The sequence below is a fragment of the Pseudomonadota bacterium genome (genome assembly GCA_039028935.1).
In the GTDB taxonomy this organism is placed as follows: Bacteria; Pseudomonadota; Gammaproteobacteria; order Steroidobacterales; family SZUA-146; genus SZUA-146.
The window spans coordinates 16,793-42,242 of record JBCCHD010000025.1; the positions used below are offsets into that span (position 1 = coordinate 16,793).

General features: G+C 55.2%; 22 protein-coding genes. 6 read left to right on the forward strand and 16 right to left on the reverse strand.

The window, feature by feature from the left end; genetic code table 11:
- Window positions 1–18 precede the first annotated feature (18 nt).
- Complete coding sequence (locus AAF465_11995) at window positions 19–912, forward strand: alpha/beta fold hydrolase (protein ID MEM7083446.1); 894 nt, start codon at window positions 19–21, stop codon at window positions 910–912.
- A gap of 90 nt (window positions 913–1,002) precedes the next feature.
- Here AAF465_11995 and AAF465_12000 read toward each other — a convergent pair whose 3' ends face one another.
- The 4 genes from AAF465_12000 to AAF465_12015 form a co-directional block, all read right to left on the reverse strand.
- Entirely contained in the window at window positions 1,003–1,749 is a 747-nt protein-coding gene (locus AAF465_12000; protein MEM7083447.1) for a hypothetical protein, read from the reverse strand.
- Window positions 1,750–1,759: 10 nt separating this feature from the next.
- Window positions 1,760–3,439, reverse strand: coding sequence for an AMP-binding protein (locus AAF465_12005; GenBank protein MEM7083448.1), 1,680 nt, complete (start codon window positions 3,437–3,439; stop codon window positions 1,760–1,762).
- Between the two features lie 15 nt (window positions 3,440–3,454).
- The gene (locus AAF465_12010) at window positions 3,455–4,363 is read right to left on the reverse strand and encodes a LysR substrate-binding domain-containing protein (GenBank protein MEM7083449.1); all 909 of its coding nucleotides are present in this window, start codon (window positions 4,361–4,363) and stop codon (window positions 3,455–3,457) included.
- Window positions 4,364–4,432: 69 nt separating this feature from the next.
- On the reverse strand, window positions 4,433–5,395 hold the full coding sequence (locus AAF465_12015; protein MEM7083450.1) for a D-2-hydroxyacid dehydrogenase: 963 nt from the start codon (window positions 5,393–5,395) through the stop codon (window positions 4,433–4,435).
- 163 nt (window positions 5,396–5,558) lie between these two features.
- On the opposite strand from AAF465_12015, the gene AAF465_12020 reads away from it, so the two are divergent.
- From AAF465_12020 to AAF465_12030, 3 genes are all read left to right on the forward strand, one after another.
- Window positions 5,559–6,020 carry a YcgN family cysteine cluster protein gene (locus AAF465_12020; GenBank protein ID MEM7083451.1) on the forward strand — a complete coding sequence of 154 codons (462 nt, stop codon included), beginning with the start codon at window positions 5,559–5,561 and terminating at the stop codon, window positions 6,018–6,020.
- Window positions 6,021–6,306: 286 nt separating this feature from the next.
- Complete coding sequence (locus tag AAF465_12025; GenBank protein ID MEM7083452.1) at window positions 6,307–6,849, forward strand: PEP-CTERM sorting domain-containing protein; 543 nt, start codon at window positions 6,307–6,309, stop codon at window positions 6,847–6,849.
- A 51-nt stretch (window positions 6,850–6,900) separates the two neighbouring features.
- Window positions 6,901–7,443, forward strand: coding sequence for a PEP-CTERM sorting domain-containing protein (locus tag AAF465_12030; protein ID MEM7083453.1), 543 nt, complete (start codon window positions 6,901–6,903; stop codon window positions 7,441–7,443).
- A gap of 176 nt (window positions 7,444–7,619) precedes the next feature.
- On the opposite strand, the gene ppc is transcribed toward AAF465_12030, so the two are convergent.
- From ppc to AAF465_12055, 5 genes are all read right to left on the reverse strand, one after another.
- Window positions 7,620–10,331 (reverse strand): phosphoenolpyruvate carboxylase, encoded by a 2,712-nt coding sequence (ppc, locus tag AAF465_12035; protein MEM7083454.1) that lies wholly within the window; start codon window positions 10,329–10,331, stop codon window positions 7,620–7,622.
- 61 nt (window positions 10,332–10,392) lie between these two features.
- Window positions 10,393–10,875: a YajQ family cyclic di-GMP-binding protein gene (locus AAF465_12040; GenBank protein MEM7083455.1), complete on the reverse strand. Its 483-nt coding sequence runs from the start codon at window positions 10,873–10,875 to the stop codon at window positions 10,393–10,395.
- Complete coding sequence (locus AAF465_12045) at window positions 10,875–12,155, reverse strand: TlpA disulfide reductase family protein (GenBank protein ID MEM7083456.1); 1,281 nt, start codon at window positions 12,153–12,155, stop codon at window positions 10,875–10,877. Before AAF465_12045 ends, AAF465_12040 begins: the two co-directional genes overlap by 1 nt.
- Before the next feature lie 158 nt (window positions 12,156–12,313).
- Window positions 12,314–13,297: an alpha/beta hydrolase gene (locus tag AAF465_12050; GenBank protein MEM7083457.1), complete on the reverse strand. Its 984-nt coding sequence runs from the start codon at window positions 13,295–13,297 to the stop codon at window positions 12,314–12,316.
- Complete coding sequence (locus tag AAF465_12055) at window positions 13,298–14,332, reverse strand: M14 family zinc carboxypeptidase (protein ID MEM7083458.1); 1,035 nt, start codon at window positions 14,330–14,332, stop codon at window positions 13,298–13,300.
- A gap of 150 nt (window positions 14,333–14,482) precedes the next feature.
- On the opposite strand from AAF465_12055, the gene AAF465_12060 reads away from it, so the two are divergent.
- The gene (locus tag AAF465_12060) at window positions 14,483–15,175 is read left to right on the forward strand and encodes a TIGR04211 family SH3 domain-containing protein (GenBank protein MEM7083459.1); all 693 of its coding nucleotides are present in this window, start codon (window positions 14,483–14,485) and stop codon (window positions 15,173–15,175) included.
- Between the two features lie 24 nt (window positions 15,176–15,199).
- Window positions 15,200–17,362, forward strand: coding sequence for a prolyl oligopeptidase family serine peptidase (locus AAF465_12065; GenBank protein MEM7083460.1), 2,163 nt, complete (start codon window positions 15,200–15,202; stop codon window positions 17,360–17,362).
- Window positions 17,363–17,368: 6 nt separating this feature from the next.
- On the opposite strand, the gene AAF465_12070 is transcribed toward AAF465_12065, so the two are convergent.
- From AAF465_12070 to AAF465_12100, 7 genes are all read right to left on the reverse strand, one after another.
- Window positions 17,369–18,727 carry a hypothetical protein gene (locus AAF465_12070; protein ID MEM7083461.1) on the reverse strand — a complete coding sequence of 453 codons (1,359 nt, stop codon included), beginning with the start codon at window positions 18,725–18,727 and terminating at the stop codon, window positions 17,369–17,371.
- Between the two features lie 57 nt (window positions 18,728–18,784).
- On the reverse strand, window positions 18,785–20,062 hold the full coding sequence (locus AAF465_12075) for an amidohydrolase family protein (GenBank protein ID MEM7083462.1): 1,278 nt from the start codon (window positions 20,060–20,062) through the stop codon (window positions 18,785–18,787).
- The gene (locus tag AAF465_12080) at window positions 20,062–21,441 is read right to left on the reverse strand and encodes an amidohydrolase (GenBank protein ID MEM7083463.1); all 1,380 of its coding nucleotides are present in this window, start codon (window positions 21,439–21,441) and stop codon (window positions 20,062–20,064) included. The genes AAF465_12075 and AAF465_12080 overlap by 1 nt, the downstream gene beginning before the upstream one ends.
- Window positions 21,442–21,761: 320 nt before the next feature.
- Complete coding sequence (locus AAF465_12085; protein ID MEM7083464.1) at window positions 21,762–22,988, reverse strand: DUF4097 family beta strand repeat-containing protein; 1,227 nt, start codon at window positions 22,986–22,988, stop codon at window positions 21,762–21,764.
- 60 nt (window positions 22,989–23,048) lie between these two features.
- Window positions 23,049–23,987: a hypothetical protein gene (locus AAF465_12090; GenBank protein MEM7083465.1), complete on the reverse strand. Its 939-nt coding sequence runs from the start codon at window positions 23,985–23,987 to the stop codon at window positions 23,049–23,051.
- The gene (locus tag AAF465_12095; GenBank protein MEM7083466.1) at window positions 23,984–24,841 is read right to left on the reverse strand and encodes an ABC transporter ATP-binding protein; all 858 of its coding nucleotides are present in this window, start codon (window positions 24,839–24,841) and stop codon (window positions 23,984–23,986) included. Before AAF465_12095 ends, AAF465_12090 begins: the two co-directional genes overlap by 4 nt.
- The gene (locus tag AAF465_12100) at window positions 24,838–25,209 is read right to left on the reverse strand and encodes a GntR family transcriptional regulator (GenBank protein MEM7083467.1); all 372 of its coding nucleotides are present in this window, start codon (window positions 25,207–25,209) and stop codon (window positions 24,838–24,840) included. The genes AAF465_12095 and AAF465_12100 overlap by 4 nt, the downstream gene beginning before the upstream one ends.
- Window positions 25,210–25,450: the final 241 nt, after the last annotated feature.

Sequence of the window (25,450 nt, forward strand, 5' to 3'; positions counted from 1 at the left end):
CCGTATTACGGAACGCGAATGCTAAAACGCCTATTAGTCTTTATTCATTTTGTCGAGTTTGCTCTTTACGCATGGTTGCTGGTCGATGCGAATACATCCTGGTATCACGCTTTCATCACAATTGTGGGCGCCGCCTTACTGCTGCGATTCATTATCATTACACTGACGTTTGTGATCGCTAAGCCCCCGCTGCAACCGGTGTCGCGGCTCGCGGCGGCCATTGCCTCTGAGTATGTGTCGGCGGTGTACATTTTCTCGTTTAGTGCGATCGTTGATCGCGCCCGCATCCTACAAACCGATCAACAGCACGCTGACCATTTGCCGATATTGTTTGTGCATGGCTTTGTGTGCAACGCAGGGTACTGGCGTCGTTTTGTGCGGTTCTTCAAGCAACACTGGGGCGCACACATCGCCACCATCGATCTTGAACCGGTGCACACCGACATTGAGCATTATGCCGCACCAATAGCGAAAAGGATCGATGCACTGCTTGACGCGTCCGGCCAGTCGCAGTGCTTGCTGGTCACCCATAGCATGGGGGGTCTGGCCACTCGACACCTGTTGGCCACCGCGAACCCCGCTATTGCGGGGGTGGTGACACTCGGCACGCCGCACAGCGGCACGCGCCTTGGTTATTTCTCCCTGGCACCCAACGCTAAGCAAATGCGCACAGGCAGCGGCTGGCTCGCCCAACTCACGGATCAGGAGCGAGACCGGATTCAACCGCCTTTCGAGGCCTTGATTGGCACACACGACAATATCGTCGGGCCTCAAGAAAACGCGCGCTACACGCCGGCCACCAACACGTATCTAGCGGGCATGAGTCATTTGGCCATGGCTCTTGATCAGTCTGTTATTGAGTGGACCTACGCTCGCTGTGCGCAACTGGCCCAATTCGCCCAGAAAGACTGAATGACGCCCCTCGGCGTCACGAGCGACTAGCGCTCGTCATCAATTCGCGTACAGTGCGCCTCGTTCGATTCGCTTACGTTGGTTTAACGCCTATTTAACGCGAATGGATTTTGGAATGGGCTTATTCTCAAAAATCGAATCAAGCAGTCGGGTTTCGCGGCTGTGCATCGTGCTCAGGAATTCGTTTGCCGAACCCATTGCTTTAAACGCCGCCAGTCCTCGCTCAATAAAGCTCTGGAGTTCGCCAAAGCCGGCAACCTGAGCCGGTTTGCGTGCGACTTTCACGGCCGTCAGGATTAGGCGCTTACGCGTCACGGCCTCAAGATTTTCTCCGAGCTCAACAATCAACTCGATTTGTCGAGCCCGTTCGGCGTAGTTGTCGCACAGGCGATAACCATCCGCGTACATTTGAAAATCGAGTGCGTCGGGTTCGTGCTGAGGATCGAAGCCAAGCTCCCCAACCAGCACATGCAGTAACTTCGCATCGAGCTGCATAGATAGACTGTTTAGCTCCAGCCCTTGTGCCAGTGATTCAATGGCATCCGCCGATAGCACATTGACCATGATCGGGTAGACCCGCTTGATGTCGTCGTCACGCTGAGAAAAATCGAGAGGTCCGTACAGATCGGTCAAGAAAAAGTCCATCGCCTTGGTATAGCGCTTCTGTACTCGAAGATCGTCATAGGTGGCTGCGAGTCGGTTGCACTGAAACCTAGCCAACACTTCTTGACCCACTTCAAGACCACCACCCGCGACACGTTTGCGCGTAAGTTCAGCCGATTGCTCAAGCAGAATACGAAACCGTTTGGCCACCGACTTTTTGACTTTACCCGTCACCGATCTATCCCTACTGCTTAATCTTGGCGAGCTCTTCGTCGCGTAGCTCGCGACGTAAAATCTTGCCAACATTCGTTTTGGGCAATTCGTCGCGAAGCTCAATAAAGCGCGGGATTTTATACCCCGTCAGATGCTCTTTACAGTGGGACTTAACCTGTTCGGCCGTGGTGCTGCCGTCGGAGCAGACCACGAACAGTTTGACGACTTCGCCCGATTTGTCATCCGGCACACCAATTGCCGCGGCTTCGGATACTCCCGGATGCATCACCGCCACATCCTCTAACTCGTTCGGGTAGACATTAAAGCCAGAGACCAAAATCATGTCCTTCTTGCGATCCGTTATGTAGGTGTAACCGCGCTCGTCCATGCGACCCATATCCCCTGTCCGCAGTGCGCCATCCTCAGTAAACACTTCTCGAGTCGCCTCTTCTCGCTGCCAATAACCCTGCATGACCTGGGGTCCGCTGATACAGATTTCGCCGACCTCTCCTTGCGGCAGCTCGTTGCCATCGTCGTCACGAACAGTCACGACGGTCGACGAAATGGGTAACCCAATCGAGCCATTGTAGGCTGTCGAACTCATCGGGTTGATGCACGCAGCCGGCGATGTTTCGGTCAAGCCGTAAGCTTCCACCAGTGCTTTACCGGTTACCGCCTGCCACTTTTCAGCCACCGCTCGCTGCACGGCCATGCCGCCGCCCAGGGTGAGTCGAAGTGAAGAAAAATCAAGCTGATCAAATCCGGGGGTGTGTAACAAGGCGTTGAACAATGTGTTGACGCCGGTAATGGCGGTGAACTGATGCTTACCCAGTTCTTTGACAAACCCCGGAAAATCGCGTGGGTTAGTAATCAGAATATTTTCACCACCAAACTTCATGAAAGTCAGACAGTTCGCGGTAAGCGAAAAGATATGATAAAGCGGCAGCGCCGTAATGATGATTTCCTCACCCTCGCGCGTTTCGTTCACCATCCAAGCGCCTGACTGAAGTAGATTTGCGACCAGATTGCCGTGACTGAGCATCGCCCCTTTGGCCACGCCCGTGGTACCGCCGGTGTACTGCAAGAACGCGAGATCATCGTGCGTAAGCGGGGGTGTTTGCAGGACACCGGCATCGGTGTTCAGCACCGCATTAAACGAGATCGCACCCGGTAGTGAGAACGCGGGCACCATCTTTTTGACGCGCTTTACCACAAAATTGGTGACGGCGGATTTTGGAAAGTTAAGCATGTCGCCAATTTGCGTCGTGATGATGTTCTCCACCGGCACATCATCGATGACCGATTGGAGCGTTGTCGCAAAATTCTCCAGAATGACAATGGTACTCACGCCCGCATCGGACAGCTGATGCTGAAGTTCGCGCGGGGTGTACAACGGATTGACGTTCACGACGACACAGCCCGCGCGCAAAATACCCAAAATAGCGATGGGATACTGCAACAGATTGGGCATCATCACCGCGACGCGATCGCCTTTTTTAAGGCCCAGTTGATGTTGCAAATACGCACCAAAGCGCTGACTCAACCGATCGATGTCCGCATAGGTGAGGCTCTTACCCATGTTGGTGAAAGCAGGATTGGCAGCAAACTGTTTGCAGCTTGTTTCGATGATCGCGCACAGTGATTCATACGCATCCAAATCGATTTCGTGTACGACGTTAGCGTCGTAGCTATTAAGCCATGCTTTCTCCACGTATTTCCCCCTTTATTAGAGTAGCGATTTCATCAGCGACGTAATTGTGACACACACTTGTTCAATGGCATGAGATTTTGCGCTCGACAGCCGCCATACCGCCCCAATTTCGCGAAAGGGCACCGGCTCTTTAAACGGTCGAATCGTCAAGGCCTCGGCCTGAACGGTAGCGGGCGCCCCATGCACTGCGAGCTGAGGCAACAGCGTAACGCCAAGACCGGCCGCGACCATTTGCCGCAGCGTCTCAAGACTGGTCGCAGTAAATTCCTGACTGCCTGGCTCTGCCAGACCACACACGCTCAGCGCCTGGTCGCGCAGGCAATGTCCGTCCTGAAGCAACAGCAACGCGTCGGGACTCAATTCGTCGGTGGTTACCGTATCGTTCGACGACAGTGCGTGTCCGGGCGGAAGCGCAGCGACAAACGGCTCGTTAAACAACGCTCGAGCTTGCAGCAACCCTTCAGATTCGGAGCCATGCGGTAATGCCATTACGCCGACATCCAACGATCCTTCGTTGAGACGCTCGATGAGCTGATGGGTTTGGTATTCACTTAAGTGCCAGCGAATCGCTGGAAACGCCGCGTGTAGGCCAGGCATGATGTGCGGCATGAGATACGGCCCTAACGTATGGATAAAGCCCATCGACACGGTGCCGGATAACGGATCGTGTGTGCGCTTGGCCACCTCTTTGATCTGATCGGCCTCACGCACAATCAATCGCGCGCGCGCCACCACGTCTTTGCCAATATCGGTGAGTAAAAATCGTCCGGGTCCACGCTCGATGAGCACACTGCCAAGCTCTTCTTCCAATTTGCGGATTTGTGCGCTCAGAGTGGGTTGGCTTACAAAACATGCCTGAGCGGCCCGTCCAAAATGCTGCTCATCTGCGAGGGCGACCAGATAGCGAAGCGTGCGAAGGTTCATACGGCCAATGTATAGATTTCAGCTATAGATTTCCATTGCATGCGCAGGTAATGACTATTAGCGTTCAGACTAGACCACGCGGTTGAGCCGGCCGCCGAGCTTGAACGATTCGACATTTTCGCTCACTCGATTCAAGGCCGTTTGGCGCGCTTGTACCGAGGCCCAGGCAACGTGGGGGGTGATGATAAGCCGAGGCGCGTGGGTTTCGAGCAGCGGGTCACCTTGCATTGGAGGCTCCTCTTCGAGCACGTCGATGCCAGCACCACCGATGACATGCTGATCGAGGGCTTCAACCAGAGCATGACTGTCCACCAAGCCACCTCGTGCCGTGTTGATAAGCAGGGCATCGGATTTCATCATGCGGAGCGATTCGCGATTGATCATCTTGGCCGTATCGGCGGTAAGGGGACAATGTAAACTCACGACGTCGCTGACCTGCAAAAGCTCATCGAGCGGCACCACGAACAGATGCTCATCCTCTGGCTGCTGGCCGTCCCGCGTTGTCGCGACAATCTGCATCCCAAACGCCCGCCCGATGCGAGCCACGGCGCGACCAAGCACGCCGTATCCCACGATACCGAGCACCTTGTTTTCGAGTTCTCCAATGCGGTAGTCGAGCATGCAAAACTGCGGGCTTAGTCGCCACGCACCGGCGCGCAGTAGTTCTCCATAGCCTTTGAGCTGCTGAGTGAGCCCGAGAATCATCGCAAAGACGTGCTGCGCAACGGAGTTGGTGCAGTAGTCTCGAATATTGCAAACCGCGACGTGCCGCGCACGCGCGGTGTCCAAATCAACATTATCCGTGCCCGTGGCAATCAGGCAGATAAGTTTGAGCGCTGGGGCGGCCTCAAGCGAGGATGCGTCCAGCGTCACCTTATTCGTAATCACGATCTCAGCATCGCGCAGACGCTCCGCCAGCTCATGCCGGGTACAGGTGCAGTAGTAGGTGATATCCGGCGCCGCGTGCTCGAGCGCAGTAAAATCCAAATCGCCAGCATCAACCGTGAGACGGTCGAGAAATACAGTGCGCATAATGCCCCAACCCACCAATGGAAGGCGTATAGTGTAACGCTGTAGTGATGACCAACCAATGTTCAGGCGTTCATGGCCGACGGCACTCGCCGGTCGGCGCGCGCGTTGTTGCCCATGTGCCACCCATCCAAATGGGTGTCTACCCCACGCGCACTGATAGATTATGGAAAAACGATCGAAATTTTGGGAACTGCCACTTGCGCAACTCAACCCGGTTGAGTGGGAGGCTTTGTGTGACAACTGCGCACGCTGTTGCCTGCATAAATTTGAAGACGAGGACACCGGTGAGGTGCGCATCACCGACGTGGTCTGTGCGCTACTCGATCAACAGGACTGCCGCTGCACAGATTATGTCAATCGCAAACAACGCGTACCTGGCTGCCTGTCCCTCTCGATCGACCAGCCCAAAACATTTCGGTGGCTACCCGACACCTGCGCCTATCGACTGCGATTCGAAAACAAGCCGCTCTATGACTGGCATCCATTGTTGTCAGGCGACCCACGCTCAACGGATGAGGCGGGCATCAGCGTTGCCAATCGTTGCGTAGTGGAAACGTACATCCATCCCGACGACATTGAACATCGTCATGCCAGTTGGATAACGTGCTCGCCGCATGTGAAATGATTTAAGTCAAACCAAAAAGTATAATAACCCTCTAATTTACATAAACTTTGTCAGGATGCTTTACAGAGTTTAAATCGGTTACACGTTTGATCCGGATAGGACCGTCTGTAACAGATTATGACAGTTTCAAACCATTCTAAATACGCAATCCTGTCAATCACTTACCAATTTACGTTACGCCAGTTCGGCGCCCTCGCAAAAAGCGGCACGATAGTTGCAATCCTTAGGGCCTACTCCGTCCCGCTTTTTGGACTGGGGAATATTAAGGATCATAAGGTTCACTATAATGACTATTACAAAAACGATGAAAATGATTGTGGCTGCCGCTCTGCTGGCAGTTGGTTTCAATGCTTCAGCCGGTTTTATCGAAGGTCAAATCACTATGTCAGGCGACTTCCAGCCTGTGGGTGGTGATGGTATCGCCGACGCAACGGGCATCGACTTTATTGGCGATGACTTCCGCGTCGACGGGGCTACTGACGACTTTGCCGATGCCGGTATTATGTCAGGTGACATCGGTCAGTACTTCGATTTTAGTTTTGACCCACTTGCCCCTGGCACAACTGTTTGGTCTATCGGCGGTTTCTCGTTCGCTCTGGACTCAATTAACGTTGTTTTGCAAAACAACTTCTTTATCGTTCTGCAAGGCACTGGTATGCTGAGTGGTAACGGTTTCGAAGATACCGCTGGCAGCTGGAATCTTACGGGTAACGCAGCAGGCTCTCTGTTCAACTTCTCGTCGGGCACCACCGCCATATCAGAACCAGCAACGTTGGCTCTGGTCGGTCTCGGGTTCATCGGCCTTGCCGTAGCTCGTCGCCGCAGTTAATCGAACCGTATAACGATACGAATAAACTGCTAGATTTTTTAGGGGAAGTAAATGAGGTCCATCAACATTAACCAACTGGTTAAAGCCATCGTGGCCAGCGCTATTATGCTGTTTGCGTTTGGTTCATCAGCGGCGCTGATCACCGGTGATGTGACGTTCTCAGGTGACTGGGCGTCCATCGATTCAACCGACATCACCGAGTCGATTACGTTTCCTGATGGCGATGTTGATGCTGACGGTTCGAGTGGCGATTTCAGCGGCATCCTTGACGGTGACGCTGGCATCATCTCCGCACTGGATTTCGGTGCGGGTGGACCATCGGCAGGTACATTCCTGAGCCTTGGTGGGTTTGACTTCACTCTGACAAGCGTTGAGGCTGTGTTCCAAAACGCGACGATCATTCTGATTGAAGGCACCGGCATTGCCAGCGGCAATGGCTACGATGATACGGCGGTTGAGTTTTTCTTCTCTGCCAATCAAAGCGGCCATCTCCGCAACTTCTCTGCCGGATTCACCGCTCAACCGGTTCCCGTACCAGGCGCGCTTATTCTGTTTGGTTCGGCCCTTGCAGCACTCGGTCTGCGTCGCAAATAAGCGATCAGGCTAACAAAAAAAGAAAGCGACCTTCGGGTCGCTTTTTTTTGCTTAAACAAATCTAGACCGTCATATTGGCCTTGGGCGAATTGGGAAAACGACCGTGTCGTCGTCATCGGCCTTTGATGTCACGGATTGAAAGATGGCTCAATGGTGCGTACTGGGAATAGCGTGAATCAGCCGGTGTTCTGCAACCCTTGGGCGATGCCATTGACGGTGCTCAGCAACGCTTTGAGTAAATCGCCATCTTCGCGCCCACCTTCGCGCCAGCGCCTCAGTAGATCAACCTGAATAAAGCTCATCGGATCGACATAAGGATTGCGCAGCATAATGGCGCGCTTGAGCGTGGCGTCGCCCTCTAATAGCGAGCGGGTGCCTTTCAAACTAAAGACCACTTCACATGTGCGGGCGTACTCTCGCTCAATTTTTTGGAAAATGTAGCCGACGTCATCATCGGCCAGACGCGCATAGTGACGCGCGATGGACATATCAGTTTTGGCCAACACCATCTCAACATCATCAAGCAGCGTTTGTAGAAACACGGATGCTTCCACCATCTCTCGCACACGTGCCTCGCCATAGGTATCAATCGCGTACTGAAAGCCCGTGCCCACACCGTACCAACCGGTGATGATCTGTCGGCTTTGGGTCCATGAGAATACCCAGGGGATCGCACGCAGGTCTTTCACGCCTGCTCCTTGACGCCGTGAGGCCGGACGGGAACCGATGCGCATTTTCTCGATCACATCGATGGGTGTCGATGCGCGAAAGTACCGCGTGAAATTCTCATCGTCGTACACCAAATCGCGATACGCCCGACGGCTCGTCGCCGCAATTTCATCCATTATGGCAAACCACTCGGCAGGAAATGCGCTCGTACCTTGACCTAACGTGGCCAGCATCACCGCCGACGTCGATTGCTCAAGCGTGCGCATCGCAATACCGCGCAGGCCATATTTGGCATTGATTATTTCGCCTTGTTCGGTGACCCGTAGACGCCCCTGCACCGATCCATGCGGTGCGGCCAGAATGCCCTGATGAAATTTACCGCCGCCTCGACTGATACTGCCGCCTCGGCCGTGGAAAAACACCACTTTGGTATCGTGCTCAGCGAGCACATTCACCAACGCACGTTGACCCTGCTGTAGCGCCCAGCGCGCGGCAACCAAGCCGCCGTCCTTATTGGAGTCCGAGTAGCCGATCATAATCATCTGTCGGCGATCGCGAGAATCGAGATGTGGTGAATACACCGCATGCGACAGCAAACGCCGCATCACTTCCGGACCGGCTTGAAGATCGTCTACCGTTTCAAACAGTGGCGCAATGTCCAAGTCGATGACCCCATCTTCTTGTCGAAATCCTGCCCACTGCGCCAAGAGCAACACAGACAACACATCATCGGCATCCTGCGCCATGCTGATTACACACGGCCCAATTGCCTTACGACCGTACCGCGCACGGCAACGCAAAATCGTTGTGAATACGTCCAGACTGTCGCTCAACGCTGAATTTTCCACATCCTCCGCTGGCGCCCGCTGATCAAGCGCCGCGCTGATCAGTTCCACGCGTTCAGCGGCGGGTTTTTCCAGCCAGTCGGCGTGACCCAGACCAGCGCCAACCGCTTCGCGATATACGATCGAATCCTGGCGTACATCGAGTGTCGCCAAATGAAAACCGAATGTGCGAATCTTCCCCAGCAGACGATTGACTAAGAATAGGCCCGCGTGCTCGCCTTTGTTCAAGGCAAGACTGTCAGCGATAAGCTGAATGTCGCTTTGAAATTCGTTTGGGCCTGAGTAGCCTGCCTTATGATCATCCAGGGTGGCCTGTAAGCGGCCAGCGATAAGTCGTAAAAACCGACGATAGAACATGGTCTCGTGACGTGGATGTACCTTACTGAGCCGATCGCCTAGCAGTTCGCGATAAAACAAAATGCGCTCAACAATATCGGCATCAATAGGTATTCGACTGGCAGACTGGCTGAGGCGCCAGGATAGCTCCATGACCTCGTCGTAGTAGCGATGAATGATCGCTTTTCGATGCCGCTCTAGCGACTCTTCGATTGTGCGTGCCGTGACATTCGGGTTGCCGTCCATATCACCCCCCACCCACGAGCTGAAGCGCAAAATGGAGAACGACTCGAGCGGCTGGGCATCGGGATACACTTCGTGAAACGCTCGACTCAAGCTCTCGTAATACGGCGACACCACGCGATACAGAATCTGTGTGAGGAAAAACAACACGTTGTCGCGCTCATCAGCAACCGTAATGCGGTCGCTGGGGTGCTCTTCGGTTTGCCACGCAACGGTAATCTCACTTTGAATCTGTGACATTACCGCGCGACGCTCCGGAATGGTCAACGTCGGGTCCAATTTGCGGATGAGCTGGCGCGCAATGTGCTGTTGCTTTTCGAGCAAAGACCGTCGTGTCGCCTCGGTTGGATGCGCGGTGAACACAGGTTCAATAATCAAATCGGCTAGATGCTCGTGTAACTCATCCGCGCTCACTCCCTGACGCTTCAGTTCGCGCATGGCCCACTCGATGCTTTCACTTTGAGGCGCCTGCACGGAACGCATGTACTCGCGGCGACGGCGAATACGATGAATACGCTCGGCCATATTCACAATCTGAAAATACGACGAAAAGCTGCGGACCAACTTCGCCGCGTCCTTCGAGTCTAAACCGTCGATAACCGCCGCTAATGGTTGCTCATCGCGGTCGTCGATCTGCCGACCCTTGATCGCGGCTTTTCGCGCATCCTCAACCAACTCGAAAAACTCGTCACCACACTGCTCTCGGAGTACGCGACCAACCAATCCACCCAGCTCACTCACATCGTCTTTGAGCGGCTTGTCCTTGGATGGAAATTGTATTGAACGACCGGTCATGCGCTCTCCCTCGGTGGCGGTGCGTTAAGGCGCCACTCTCTGTGTATTGCTTAGCTAAAAATCAATCCCGAAAATTATCGAACTGCAACGGCAACTTGATATCGGATTCCCGAAGGAATGCCATCACAGACTGCAGGTCATCGCGTTTCTTTCCGGTGACGCGTAGCTTTTCGCCCTGGATGGACGCCTGCACTTTCATCTTTTTATCCTTGATCATTTTCACAATCTTCTTAGCGGTCGCCTGCTCGATACCCTGCTTAACCTGCACCACCTGCGTGGCCTTACTCAAGCTGGTCACAGGCTCGCCGGCCTCAAGACAGCCAATGTCGATTTTTCGTGCGGTCATTTTCAAGTGGAGCACATCCATCATTTGCTTAAGCTGAAACGCCGATTCTGTGGTCAGCGTGATGACACTGTCTTGGAGGGCAAAACTGGCGTTGACACCTTTAAAATCGAAACGATTACCAATTTCGCGATTGGCTTGATCAACGGCATTATTCAATTCGTGCTCGTCCACTTCGGACACCACATCAAAAGACGGCATCAGCTCTGCTCCTCTGCTAACAGTTGTTCAATAAAGGCCGTGAACTCCCGACGGAATTCAGTGTACTTGTCACCGGTTCCCGGGCCATTGAAGCCGGTATGCACACGTCGCACTTCACCTTTCCGATCGATCACGATCATGGTCGGATAGGCGATCACACGATTGAGCATCGGCAACGTTTCAGACGCCTTTGATTTGTCCGAGCTGCCGGCGACCAACAGTTCGTATTCGATACCAAACTTATCTCGAAATCGATCCACCTGTGCCGCCGCCTCGGAAAAATCATCCAAGTGTTCGTACATCAGACCGAGCACCTCCAGCCCTTGGTCTCGATAGGCTTGATAGAACGGCGCAAGGAAAGCAGCCTCATCGTGACAATTTGGGCACCAGCTGCCCGCGAGTGCGACGATGAGTACTTTGTCCTGGAAACGGGCATCATTACTGCGCACGAGTGTGCCATCAACATTTGGAAACTCGACGACAAACGCCTGCGTCGAATCATTCATGCGCGTCATGTCATTGGCGTCCGGTAGCGCCGCGTTATCGTCGCGTACGGCTGTCCACGTTTCATGCCACTCCGTGCCAGACCAAAAATTACCGCTTAGGCGGCCGTCATCGGACATCGTCGCGTCGAACAAAAACGCGTGTGCGCCATCAAAGGTCGACAAGTACAGCGTGCGATCTTCTACCGCTCCGTCAAGAAATCGATAGTCGCCCGTGGGTGTTCGAAAGGTACCGGTAACACCGCTACCCGACTGAACAAAGTCGGCAACCGCGATGGACTTTTCGCCCTCGTCATCGACAAACTCCACACGCCACCGACCACCAAAGTCGGCATTGGCAACTCGAGGTTGCTCGAAGAAGCGATGCACTTGCCCAGCCGTCATGGTTACCGGCATTACCTGCAACTTGCCGTGGCGCTTGGTGAGCGTAAGCGACCCAGTCATGCGGTCGCCGTCGAGCGTCATCACCAAGCGATTGTTGAACGCTGGAAAATCGATGAGAACCCGGCTGCCATCCTGGGTTAAATAGTTGACCGGTACGCGCTCTTCACCATTAATAATAAAGGCCTTCACGCCCTCGGCTTGCTCATCGAGCACGTCCATCGTAAACGGCATGTTGCCGCCTGGTAATTCCACGACCGCTCGCCATGTGCCGGCCGCGATCTGCGCGCCGGTGGTCGACGCAGCGTTCTCGCTCGCGGGCGGTGCGCTGCCGGTCGACGCGTCACAACCCGCTAAACCGAGCATCAACAGACCTAAGACACATCGAAGTTTCATTGGCTCTCTCCGCGTCGCCACGCGACGCACGAATGGGGCGCCAATACTACCACGACGCCGGTTGAGCAACGCGTCAAAGCAACTCGGTCCATCGCGTCTAAATTAGTTACGATCGATACCGCAGCAGACGGCAATCCATCACAATAAGCCGATCACCATTAGCGCGACGCGACCGCTGACTTAAACCGTGCGCTCATGAAGTCGGCCACTTCCTGCAACGCCTGGTGCGCAACGGGCAGATAGCTCGAGAAAGCGTGAAAAACATGAGGCAAATCGGGCCAGATACGACAATGCGCCTCCCCGCCGCTATGTCGAATCTTGTCGATGACACGCAAACTGTCGTCCAGCAAAATTTCGCGATCGCCGACATGAAAAAGCATCGGCGGAAACCCGTCAAAATCGCCAAACAAAGGCGAGGCCGTCGGCTCGCGGATATACGCACCATCGAGATACAGTTTGGCGAGTTCAACCATTCGCTCACCTGGGAGCAACACATCATGACGAATGTTGGTGCGAATGCTCTCGCCGCTACCGGTCAAATCCGTCAGGGGAGACAAACACACCGCGCTGGCCGGCATCGGCAGTCCTGCTTCCCGTGCGGCGTGCAATAGAGCCAACACCAGGTTACCGCCTGCTGAATCGCCGGCGATAGTAATTTGCCTGGCATCCCGTGTTTCCAAAAGCGCGCGATACACAGACACTACATCAGACACGGCCGCTGGATAGGGATGCTCGGGACAGAGACGATACTGGACCGCAACGACCTCGCAGCCAGTATAGCGCGCAAGCGGCGCCGTGATCCCCCGATGCGTGCGAGGAGAACAGAGAATGAACGCACCACCGTGGATGTAGTACACGACATGATTCGGAAGATCCGCCGCGAGCTCTGTCGGCGTGATGTGCTCCACCGCCACATCCTTAAGATGACCCTCTTTAATGACCACCCGCTTGTCGTTCGGCAAGAAACGCTGAGCGAGGCCTTCGATTCGCTGCCGCTGCTGAGCAATGGCTTCTTGCTCGACAGGCAGTGCGCGCAACCGACGCTTGATCACAGTTCGAAGAGTCCAATTGAGCAAACGCTGCCTGAGCGTGGTGGACACATCCGCAGCGCTCGTGTGCGGATGCGTGTACGTGTTACTCATTTACAAATTCGCGTTATCGGTCTCATCGTCCGACTGCATCGGCGTGTCGAGCGCCTGCTCAACGCGTGGTTTTTCGGTATTGATCACCCGGTTCTCAAGCCACGCCATCGTGTCCTGCCAGATTTTCTCGGCATCATCGTCATCCGGAATACGCAGGGCGCTTTCGAGCTCAACGGTGAGCAGCGGTATGCCACGATAAACACCCACATAGCGTCCCATCGACCCAGGGTAAGTGCCGAGCAAACGCAGCTCGAGCGGCCCCAAATTATCCGGGGGTACCAGCGGACCATCAAAATCAACAATACCGTGCGGGGCGTGAACAGAAATAACCGCATTGGGTTTGAACTCATCGATCTGTTTGGCGAGCCAGCGTGACTCGGGCTCACTCAACGGGGCCTTGCCTGGATAGCGGCGCTTGCTCTTACGCGTGCGATTGACCCAGTAGTCCATCGCCTCCCGTTCCCAGTTGGGGGTGGGAAAATTGCGGTTTAAATCCACCCCATTCGCGTTCATGCGCTGACTCATTCTGGGCGGCATCAACAATCCGTCAGGATTCAGTGTGGGCACTACTCGCCAATGAAATGGGCCGCTGTTCTGTTCCAGCTCGCGTAGCCAGCGAAAAACGATGGTCACCGAACTGTACTCATCGCCATGAATACCGCCGATGAGCAGTACTTTACCGACCGGCTCTCGATCGCTGGGCTGCACATCCCGATAGGCGATGGTGCGATGAAGTGTTGAATACGCACCACTCGGCTGAAGATTCGCCGCGGCGCATTCGTCGTAGTCAATCGACGTCAGTTTCTCATCCAGCTGCCGGCACAAACGGCTCACTTCATCCAATGCCCACAGCACGGTGGTGTTCCCCTGCACAACCGGGGAATGGTGTGGCTGATCTTCTACAGGCGAATACGGCCCGGAGTCGGTTACTGTTAACCAAGAAGCGGACCGGTTGAGATCCAGATCCAAAGTGGTTGCCGCCGCAAATGGGGCACTGAGCCACATTGCGGTGAGGCACATTAACAGTCGCGACATAGGGAGCCTTTGTGCTTGATTCAACAGGTAAACCCGTCCGAAAGTTAGCAAATGCCAACACCAATCGCCACCACCCGCACGCGGAAACGCGCTAGAATCGGGGTTTCGGGCTGTATATAAGCCAAGTTCCTAAAAGCACAAGAGAAAATGATGATTCAGACCCCGCCTGGTCGCGCGCTGTTTGCGCTACTCACCCTCGGTGCCTGGCTATCAGTCAGCCTGCCAGCGAGTGCCCGCACCGGCTATATCAACGACGAACTGGAAGTCACCCTTCGCACCGGCGAAAGCACGCGTAATTCAATTATTCGCATGCTCTCCAGCGGCGAACGTCTTGACGTGTTGAGCACCAATGAAGAGACGGGCTACGCGCGCGTCACGACCGAGGGCGGCACCGAAGGATTTGTGCTGGCGCGGTTCGTCACCTATCAACCCATCGCGCGTGACCAACTCGCCATCGCCAATCAGCGGTTGGCACGCAATGCTGAGCGAATTGCGGAACTCGAGGCGGAACTGGCCAGCGTTAAAGGCGATAATGCGGATTACAGCGCGTCGCAATCGAACCTTCAAAGTGACAACACGCGACTGACCGACGAACTCAACGACATTCGTCGCACCGCCGCCAACGCAATCCAAACGGCTGAGCAAAACCGTACGCTGACCGCCACCAAAGCCAATCTTGAGAATCAGATTCAGACACTCCAGGCACAGAACGCCACGCTGTCGGCGCGCAGCCGGCAAGTGTGGTTCATGGCGGGTGCCGGCACACTCATACTCGGGATTATGGCCGGCCTCGTACTACCGAGACTCAAATTAAAACGACGCTCCAAGTGGGGCGATCTTTGATTCGCATCAATCTGGGAGAATGGCATGACGCCCACCAAACGAAGCGCTCTTTTTACCGCACTTTTGGCGCTGATCCTCGGTGCCTGTACGCAGGACGAGACCACCAATGAGTCCCACACCAGCATGAATAACAAGAGCGCAGCGCTGAGTTACCCCGAGTCCAAACGCGGTTCAGTGACCGATACGTATCACGGCGTACAGGTTGCCGATCCCTATCGTTGGATGGAGGACGCCGATCTTGCCGACACCCAAGAATGGGTCGCCGCACAAAATCAATTAGCCGAGCCGTATCTCGAGGCCCTGCCTCTGCAGGAAGTCATAAACCAACGCATGACCCAACTTTGGAATTACGAGAGTTACACCAAGCCGCGCAAATACGGAGATTATTATTTTTACCGCTATAACAATGGCAATCAGAACCAATCGATCGTCTATGTCACCACCGATCTCGACACAACGCCACGTCCGTTCATCGATCCGATGGACTTTAGCGAAGATGGGACCGTCGCGCTGTACCAAGTTGAACCCAGTCCCGACGGCACGTTAGTGGCTTACAGTTTATCGGACGGTGGCAGCGATTGGCGCACGTGGCGCGTACGCAATACTGAGACTGGACAAGATCTCGACGACTTCATCACTTACACCAAGTTTACGTCGGTCTCCTGGACACCAGACGGTCGAAGCTTCTACTACAGTCGCTACCCAGCAAAAAGCGATGGCGTGGGCGATGGCAGCAAAGCGGTATCGGTTTACCGCCACCGTATCGGTCAACCACAGATCAACGATGTGCTGGTTTACTCGGTCCCCGAAAATCCCCGCTACAATCCGTATGCGGAAGTGACGGAAAACGGCAAGCAGCTCGTTATCGGCATCAGCGAGGGCTATAACGCCAACGCCGTCCACTTAGTCGACAGCACCGACCCCGACAACGTCGTGCGCCTCATGGATGATTGGGATGCACTGTATTGGTATCTGGGACAGATTGATAATGAACTCTACTTTGTGACCACTAACCAGGCGCCCAACTGGCGCGTCATCGCGGTCGACCCCAACACGCCGTCGCCTGCTAATTGGCGCGAGGTCGTTGCGACCACCGATGAAGCGATCGACGACGCCAAGCTGACGGGCGGTCAACTGTTCATTAACTATCTGCGTGACGCTAAGTCGTTTGTGCAAGTGCATTCGCCAGCAGGCGAACTGCTGACCGAACTGGCATTGCCCGGGATCGGCACGGTGAGTGGTTTCGATGGCAGTAGTGATACGAGCGAAACGTTTTTTAGCTTCGAGAGCTTTACCGAGCCACCGTCGGTCTACCGTTACGATCTGTCACTTGGCGAGGCCAAACTGTTTAAAAACGTAAACGTTGAGGCTGACTTTTCGAAGTATCAGACCGAGCAGGTGTTCTATTCCAGCAAAGACGGCACGCGTGTTCCGATGTTTATTATCTCGCCGAAGAACATCACGCGCGATGGGTCCAATCCCACGCTATTGTACGGCTATGGCGGTTTCGATATATCGCTCACGCCCGACTACAAAACAGCCTACATCGTGTGGCTCGAAATGGGCGGCGTGGTGGCCATACCCAATTTGCGCGGCGGGGGTGAGTACGGCAAACAGTGGCACAAGGCCGGCACTAAGACCGACAAACAAAATGTATTCGATGACTTTATTGCCGCCGCCGAGTTTCTGATCGAACAAGGGTACACATCGAGCCAGCACCTTGGCATTAGCGGTCGCAGCAACGGCGGCTTGCTGGTTGGCGCTGCACTTACCCAACGACCTGATTTGTTCGGCGCTGCGCTCCCCGCTGTCGGCGTGCTCGACATGCTGCGATACCACACGCCAAGCGCCAACGCGCGCGCCTGGTCCAGCGACTACGGCCTATCTGAGAACGCGGAGGAGTTCGCCGCGCTCTATGCCTACTCCCCCGTTCACAATGTGAACGACGACACGTGCTATCCGCCGACGCTCGTTACCACGGCGGATCGTGACGACCGTGTCGTGCCATGGCACTCCTACAAATTCGCGGCAGAGCTACAACACCGTCAGGCGTGCGAACACCCGGTATTAGCGCGCATCGAAACGCGCGCCGGCCACGGCGCCGGCAAACCCAAATGGATGATTATTGAAGACTACGCGTATCAGTGGGCGTTCCTGGCCGAACATCTCGACGCGACAATGCCCTAACCGCGATCAATGGCGGTACCAGGCCAACGCCACTGGCCAGGGATCGCCATCATCACGGCGCACGATGCGCACAACATAGTCGCGCCCACGTTCGACTCGAACACGCAAATTTTCGGTACTGTCCGCGCGCGCGGCTGATTGGGCCAGCAGTACCAGCGGCGCATCCGGCCCATGGTCGTCCTGCGCGGTGTGTTCACTTTCACGTTGCTCGCTATCGACAGTGCTCGAGGCAAGTAACTGCAGATCAAAATCTGGCAAAGACGCCAACAGTCCCGTGTCGGTAACACGAATATCCGCTAACCAGGACAGCGAGAGCTGCAGCCATCCATCTCGATCGGGCGTGACGCGAATGTCGTTCACACCCTTTGTGGCGATGGCGTTATAGGTGAATCCCTGCTCAGCATAGATGTCGCCGACAGCGTCCGCCCCAATGGAGAACAGATCCTCGGCGGCGTCGACATTGAGCATACCCATACCAAACCGCTTATCCAGCCCGTTATCCGTCACGCCCAACGTACCAAATGCATTCACCACCACCTCGCCTTTCGCTTCGATCTCAAAATTGCCTCGGGCACTGGCCATAAAAATGGCGCGAACGAGTTCAACTGGAAGTTGCGCGCTGCCGTGACGAGTTTTAGCGAGCAACATATCGCGATCGGCAGCAAGCGCATTGAGCCTCACCGCCGCTGCCGACACAATCGGTGCGGCGGCACTGGCATGGGGATAGGGACCGACAAGATGAGGGCGCGTGCGTCCTTGGTCATAAAACGCATCGACGGGCGGGTACGGTGTATCGATGTTTTGGGTCGAACCCCCGACCACCAGGGCGTTATAGCCTCCGGCCATTAGATGATCGCCGGCACCGCGACGGCGCACGCCCGTCACGTGCAATATGTTGTTGCTGACCGCGCTGTAGTCAGCACGACGCAATAGATTGGCCGCCGATCTGGAGTTAGCCACCCAACTATGATTGACGACCGGACCGGGAAACAGATTGTCGGTGTGATCCGGGTTGAGATCCCATTGACTGAGTCGCGCCAGCCAATGCGTCGACGGGAACACATAGGCGGTGTGAATGCCACGTGCGATCGACCGTCGGGCGCCGTAAAAAAGCTGGGCCACCGTATTACTGTGATCGCTGTTGGCGGCGCCGGGCTGCATCACCAGACGCACGTTCTTAAACTGGGGGTCGGAAACATTTGGCGCGAAATTAAGCGCCCTCGGTGGTGATCGCGGCACCGACACAGGTGCTTCCACCTGCACGACTACCCCGTTGGTATCGCTCGCCGCGACCGCGGCCTTCGACGCATTCACCACCGTCTGATACGGCGCAGCGATTGCCGCGGGTGACCAGCAGCCGATCATTATCGCCCAGAGGGCGCAAATGCGGTGTGCAGGGCGCTTCACGAGTCGCGTTGACCGCTATTTTCGATACATAAACGGCAGGTCATCTTTGAGATCCAAATAGCGATCGCGAAGCAGGGTTTGCCGACTCTTCATGGGCATTTCCTTGCCCTGAATAAACACGTGATCGGCATAGGTGGTGACTTCGAGCGGATCGGCCGGCCATACGACCAGGTCCGCGACGTTGCCAGGTTCAATCGCACAACACGTATCACTACCGCCGAATAGATCGGCAGGCGTCACCGTAATCGCGCGCAGTGCGACGTCCCACGGCAATCCATTGGCCACCGCATTGCCGGCGAGCTGGGTCAAATTCCGTGGGTTATGCGTGTCGGCATGCGAAAATGCGATGGTTACGCCGGCGACATGCAGCCGCCTGGCGTTATCAAAGGTTGAGTTGAGTGTCTCAAATTGGTTGGGAAGGTTCTGAATGGGATTGAGTACGACTGTCACCCCAGCCTCAGCCAGGCGATCAGCCACCATCCAAGCTTCAGCGCCGCCATAAAGAATCAGATCGATGGCGTACTCGTTGGCAAGATCAAGTACGCGCTCGATATCGGCCGCGCGGTTTACCACAACCACCAAGGGCATCCGCCCACGAATAACGCCCTGCAGTGCCTCTAGATCCACTTTGCCCAGACTGAGCTCACGTGTCGAGCCCGTGTCGTATCCCTCTTTGTCGTCGCGATAATCCTCGGCATCGCTTAGGGCCGCTTCAAGTGATAACAGTGCATGGCCACGTGCCCCGCCGGCCATAGCGGCGCCCTGTTCACCAAGGTAGGCCACCACGGCGGCATTGTCGTTGACGATGTAATCACGCGTGGCGCCAAAGTGCACAACCGACCCGGTCCCGGCAAGCACGTGTCCTTCGCTGTTTGGGTTGGGCAATAAAAAACCACGCGTTACCCCTTCGATTCGATTCACGACCAGGGTGGGTGAGCGCGGATTAAATCCATCAACCACTTTGAACGCGGGCCCTGAGGTACTGCTCGCCTCCACGTCGACAGTCGAATCAACCGCACCGACTTCGCGAACGCCCAGCGCACTCACCGTGTCGAAAACACCCGGCGTAACAATTTTGTCGCTGCCCTCGATAATCCGTGCATTTGCCGGTATGTCCACATCCAATCCGACGGCAACCACTTCACCGTCATCGATAAGCACCGTCGCGTTGTCGAGCGTCCCGCTGCGACCCATGGTGTGCACCGTTGCGTCGGTGATGGCCACGATTTCGGCAGCCGCCGACGCGCACCCTATCAACATGATTAAGCCCATTCCGACTAGAGAGCGTTTCATTATTGTGTGCCTCCATTTTCTGTACGATGGCCGAGTACATAATCTGAGACCGGCTGATGAGCGGGATTGAAGCGGTCGTACATGAGTGCCCCGTCGACATACACTTTTTCCGCTTGCGTATAAACGCTGAATGGATTGCCACTCCAAATGACCACATCCGCCATCTTGCCTTGCTCCAACGTGCCGGTGACGCTCACAATGCCGAGCGATTTCGCCGGATTGCGTGTGAGCCAAGCAATCGCATCCGCTTCAGTGAAATTGATGCCAACACGCTGGCCAGCGGCGAGTGCCTTGGCGGCTTCTTGATTGAGTCGTTGAATGCCCACCGACGAGTCCGAATGCACGATGGCACAGCCACCGGCGTTCGCCACCATTGGCACGTTCTCACGCACGTCATCAAACGCTTCCATTTTGAATCCGCCCCAATCGGCCCACATCGCCGAGCAAGCGTCGGCTTGCGCGAGCAAGTCGGCAATTTTGTATGCCTCTACCGCATGGTGGAACGCTGCCACGGAGTAATCAAATTCCTCAGCAAGATCGAGCATTACCGCCATTTCATCGGCGCGATAACAATGAATATGAACAAGAATGTCGCCGTTGAGCACGCCCGCCAAAGTTTCTAACTTGAGATCACGATCGGGCGGCTCACCACCGCCATCCGCTGCCGCGTTGAGCTTTTTTTGATACTTCTTCGCGTCGATCCAAGCAGCGCGATAACCCGCGACATTCCCCATCCGTGTACCCGGTGCGCGACCTTTGTTCTCTCCATACACGCGTTTGGGGTTTTCGCCGCAGGCCATTTTTAATCCGTATGGGGCGTTCGGAAATTTCATCCCCTGCACCGTGCGAGAGGGGACGTTTTTCAGTGTCACGCTTCGACCGCCAATCAGATTGGCAGAGCCTGGCAAAATCTGCAGCGTGGTTACACCGCCGGCCAATGCCGCGGCAAATCCCGGATCTTGTGGCCAAACGGAGTGTTCGGCCCACACTTCGGCCGTCACCGGCGCCGTCATTTCGTTGCCGTCGGAGTGCGCGCGCACGCCCGGCGATGGATAGACACCCAGATGCGAGTGATTGTCGATGATGCCTGGCGTCACCCACTTTCCAGATGCGTCGATTTCAATCGTGTCACGCGGCGCACGAATTTTGGGCGCAACCGCAGCGATCACACCGTCCTGCAGGAGGAGGCTGCCGTTTTCGAGCTCTTCACCATTGCCGATGAGTATGCGTGCATTGGTGATCAGTACAGGCTTGGAAGGCAGTGGTTGATAGGTCGACGCAAACGGAACATCGGCGGCAGCCGTGTCCTGCTTGTCATCGCTGCACGCGGCGGTGAGCGCCAGTAGGATCAACACACTCGAAAAACGAAACGCGGTCATGGATCACTCCAAACAACTGTCATCGACGCGGTCATGCTAACACGCTCGTATACCGGGTCGAAGAATCGGGTGGTGATGCACGTGATGAGGGTGACCGACGTAACAGTAAACATACGAACCGCTGAACGCACGCATAACACGAGTCGCACTCAACGTCGGTCGAGACAGATTGTTGATCGATCGCGCGCGCGATATCGCCCCCGAGCACGGCTCAACGAAAAAAAGTGTCCGCGCCGGTGGGCAGAACCGGTCGCGGACACACCTTGCTCTTGGTAACGGGAGGGGCCCGGCTTACCAACAAGAGCAAACAGGGAGAGCGTTTAGAGTGCCTCGAGTCGGAAACTGACCTTGCCGCTACCGGTATCGATTTCGCCGCTGCCCGAACCGGCGCCGATGGTGCCTCGGAACGAGCTGCGTGACTTCTTCACATCGGTCATATCCGGAAAGTCCACGTCGATTCCAGGGCGTGCCGATACGTTGAGTTTCATATTGGGCACCGTACTGGACACCAGCGATACGCTGCCGCTGCCGGTGTCGACGCGCAGCCGATCAACGTTCGCAAAGTTACCGCGCACCGACACACTGCCGGAACCCGTGTCCAGCTCAAGCTCATCGCCACCTCGCCAGTCCTCGACATCGATCGAACCTGAACCGGTATCCACGCTGAGCGAGCCGCCCACGTCATTGAGCGTGACCCGACCTGAGCCGGTGTCAACAAACACCTCGCCTTGAACATTACGCGCCTGCACCGACCCCGAACCGGTGTCTGCGCGCAGCTCACCGCCCACATTGTCAGCCGTAATCGAGCCAGACCCGGTATCCGCCAAGACGTTGCCCGACACGTCGCTGATTTTGACGCGTCCCGAGCCAGAATCCGCTACCAGGTCCCCTCGATGCTGGACACCAGTGATCGACCCCGAACCCGTGTCGAGTTTGATGGTGCCTGCAGTATTGCTCGCCGACACAGGACCCGATTTGTTTTTTAAATGAAACTCACCGTCAATACCTTCGGCGGTAATCTGTCCCATTCCATTGTTGACGATAAAATTCACGCCAACGGGGAGCTTAATGTCGTAGTCCACATGAAGCTCAATACCATCCCGTACCCGGCGACCATGGCCTACCACCACCTTTTCGCCGTTGTAACGAAACGAGGTCCGCGAGCTGCCGCGGCCGTCTCGGTCGTAGAGATAGGTATCGTACTCATCCGTAGGATACAGTGTGCGTAACACCAGGCGACCGTTCTTGGTTTCATCTTCAAAGCTCACGAGCGCCAGATTGTCCCGTGCGTCGCGGCCACCCGCCACAACGGTAGCGGTAACCTCCACTTCGTCGCCGCGCGCAGCGGACAGCGTGATTTCACCGGCCAGATTACCGAGAAATACGGTACGGCCGTTAACCTCATAGCTGAAGGCCTCAACGCGCGTTTCGCTGTCGCGATTAACGTCAGCGTTGGCAGAACCGAAGATCAGCACAGCCACCGCGGCGGCCATGAGAACCCAGGCATACAGTTGTCGAGCGGTGCGTGTGCGTGTGTAACTAGTCATGATGTTCTTCCCTAATAAAGTGTATTGCCAAGTACCCAGACACTGTCTGGCAGTTCTGGTCTATCCAAGTTCGACGTTGTGTCTGCGCCACCAGATTGACGCGTAAATGAGGGCCGCAGCAACCGCGATGCCCACATAAAACTGCGGTTGACTCAACAGCTGGCTGTAGTTCAAAAAGCCCAGCGCACCAAAATCAACAGATGCTTCGCCAGTACCGAAATCAGTCGAGTCTATGTTCAAATGCGGCGCCGAATTTTCTGCAGCGGCAAAGAAACCGATGAAGTAGTTACCCACGGTCTCCATAAAGAAACTGCGACTGTACGCGAGGCGCTCAGCGAGAATAATGGCCAGCGGCACAAGCGTCGCGACGAGAAACGGTGCTTTACGGGTGAACGCCGAACAAAAGAGTAACCAGGCGTATACGGGCAGAAACCAAATCTGCTGACTCATGGTATAGATAAGCCATTTGAGCGCCGAGCTGAGCAAAAACACTGGGCTCCAAAAACCCGCCACGGGATATCCATCACGAAACCCGAACGAAAGGCTCAGTAACAGCACGATAGCAATATACGTGATCACCGCCGCGATCAGCGCAATGACAGGCAATACGACAATGCCCGTGAAGAGCTTCGAGCCAACGGTTTGGGCGTCAGAAATCGGCAGCGACTTCCAAAACAGCACGCTGCGATCACGGCGTTCGGAGTACAAACAATCCAGCAAGTAAAAAATGGAAACAATACCCGCAGCCACACCAAATATGGCGACCATCACTGCCAATATGACTTCGCGGATCATCGGTACGAGCGTGTCGCTGAAGCCGTGTTGAATCGAAAACGACGGTCCGGCGATCTGCAGCGATGAACCCTTGATAACCGCCACCAGATTGGCGATTAGAATGATACTCATCACGACCAGAGGCACAATCCAGAACGAGCGGTGTTCCCAGAGCTCGCGGCGAACCAGCCATTGAGAAGTTTTAATACTTGACGTGGAGTTCATGAGCTAACCATCTCCATCTTGGCGACAAAAATGTCGGAAATACCGGGCGTATGGATTTCACCATACGGCTCAAGATCGGCGCGGCTGACATCTTCAAACAAGAACAACTGCTTACCAAATACACTTCGTTCATGAATGGGATTCATGCGGCGCACCGTATCGGCGTGCTCAGGCTTCACCAGCACCTCCGTAAAGGCGTCAGCCAATTCTTCGACGCTGCTATCTAACACAATTCGACCATTGCGAATAAAGAGTACATCGGTGAGGATATTCTCAATCTCTTCAATCTGGTGCGTGGTCACAACAATGGTCTTATTGTCGTCAAAATAGTCATTGAGCAGTGACTCGTAGAATTTTTTGCGATACAGGATATCGAGACCGAGTGTCGGCTCATCGAGCACCAACAGTTCCGCGTCGATCGCCATCACCAACGCGAGGTGCAGCTGAGCGACCATCCCTTTCGACAGTGCTTTGACTTTGTGTGATGGCACAATGTTGGTGCGACTCAAAAACGCTTCGGCCTTAGCGCGATTAAACTTTGGATGCACGTTCTGCATAAAATCAACCGCTTGGTTAACTCGCAACCAGCGCGGTAGCACCGCGATATCCGCAACGAAACACACGCTTTCCATCAGGCGTGATCGATCGGTGCGTGGATCGATACCCAAGATCGACAAATCACCATCAAAATTCGTCAGGCCCAGCATCGCCCGCAAAGCAGTGGTTTTACCCGCACCATTTGGTCCGACCAGACCCACAATGCGGCCGCGTTCAACGGTAAAGGATGTGTTGTCGAGCGCGCGGGTTGAACCGTACGCTTTAATCAATCCACGCGCTGTAATCATGTCGCTCATTCGCTGGCATCCTTCGTTGTCGCCGTCGCCAATAATTCTTTTGGCGTCAGGCCGAGTCGTTCCACTTTGGCCTGAATGTCCGGCCACTCTTCCGCGAGAAATCGCTCTCGCTCGTTGTGCATGAGTTGTTCGCTAGCGCCCGTTTTGACAAACATTCCGCGTCCTCTTTTTTTCTCGACCAGGTTTTCATCCACTAATTCCTGATACGCCTTTAGCACCGTCAGTGGATTGAGTTTGTATTCGGCGGCAACGTTGCGAACCGATGGCAACGAATCCCCATCGGTCACAATGCCTTCGAGAACCATCGCGATGACGCGTTCCTTAAGCTGCCGATAAATAGGCTGATTGTCGTTCCAATTTGGATCCATAAGTGCGTATCTCTGTAGTCGTGCGGCCCACCGGTATCGGTTGGCTTTGTGTCGTGGTGTTGTAGTGTACTATAACACCAAGTCTCGAGATTGCCAACTTTTCTGTAATTGACTGAAATACATGGCTTATTTGAACTCACGCACGGATTCCAGGTGTGGTAGCAGACGAAAAACCACCCGAATTCCCCGGGCGAACCAAACACCAGAACCCCGTGAGTAGGTGTCGCCACACCCTGGCTAA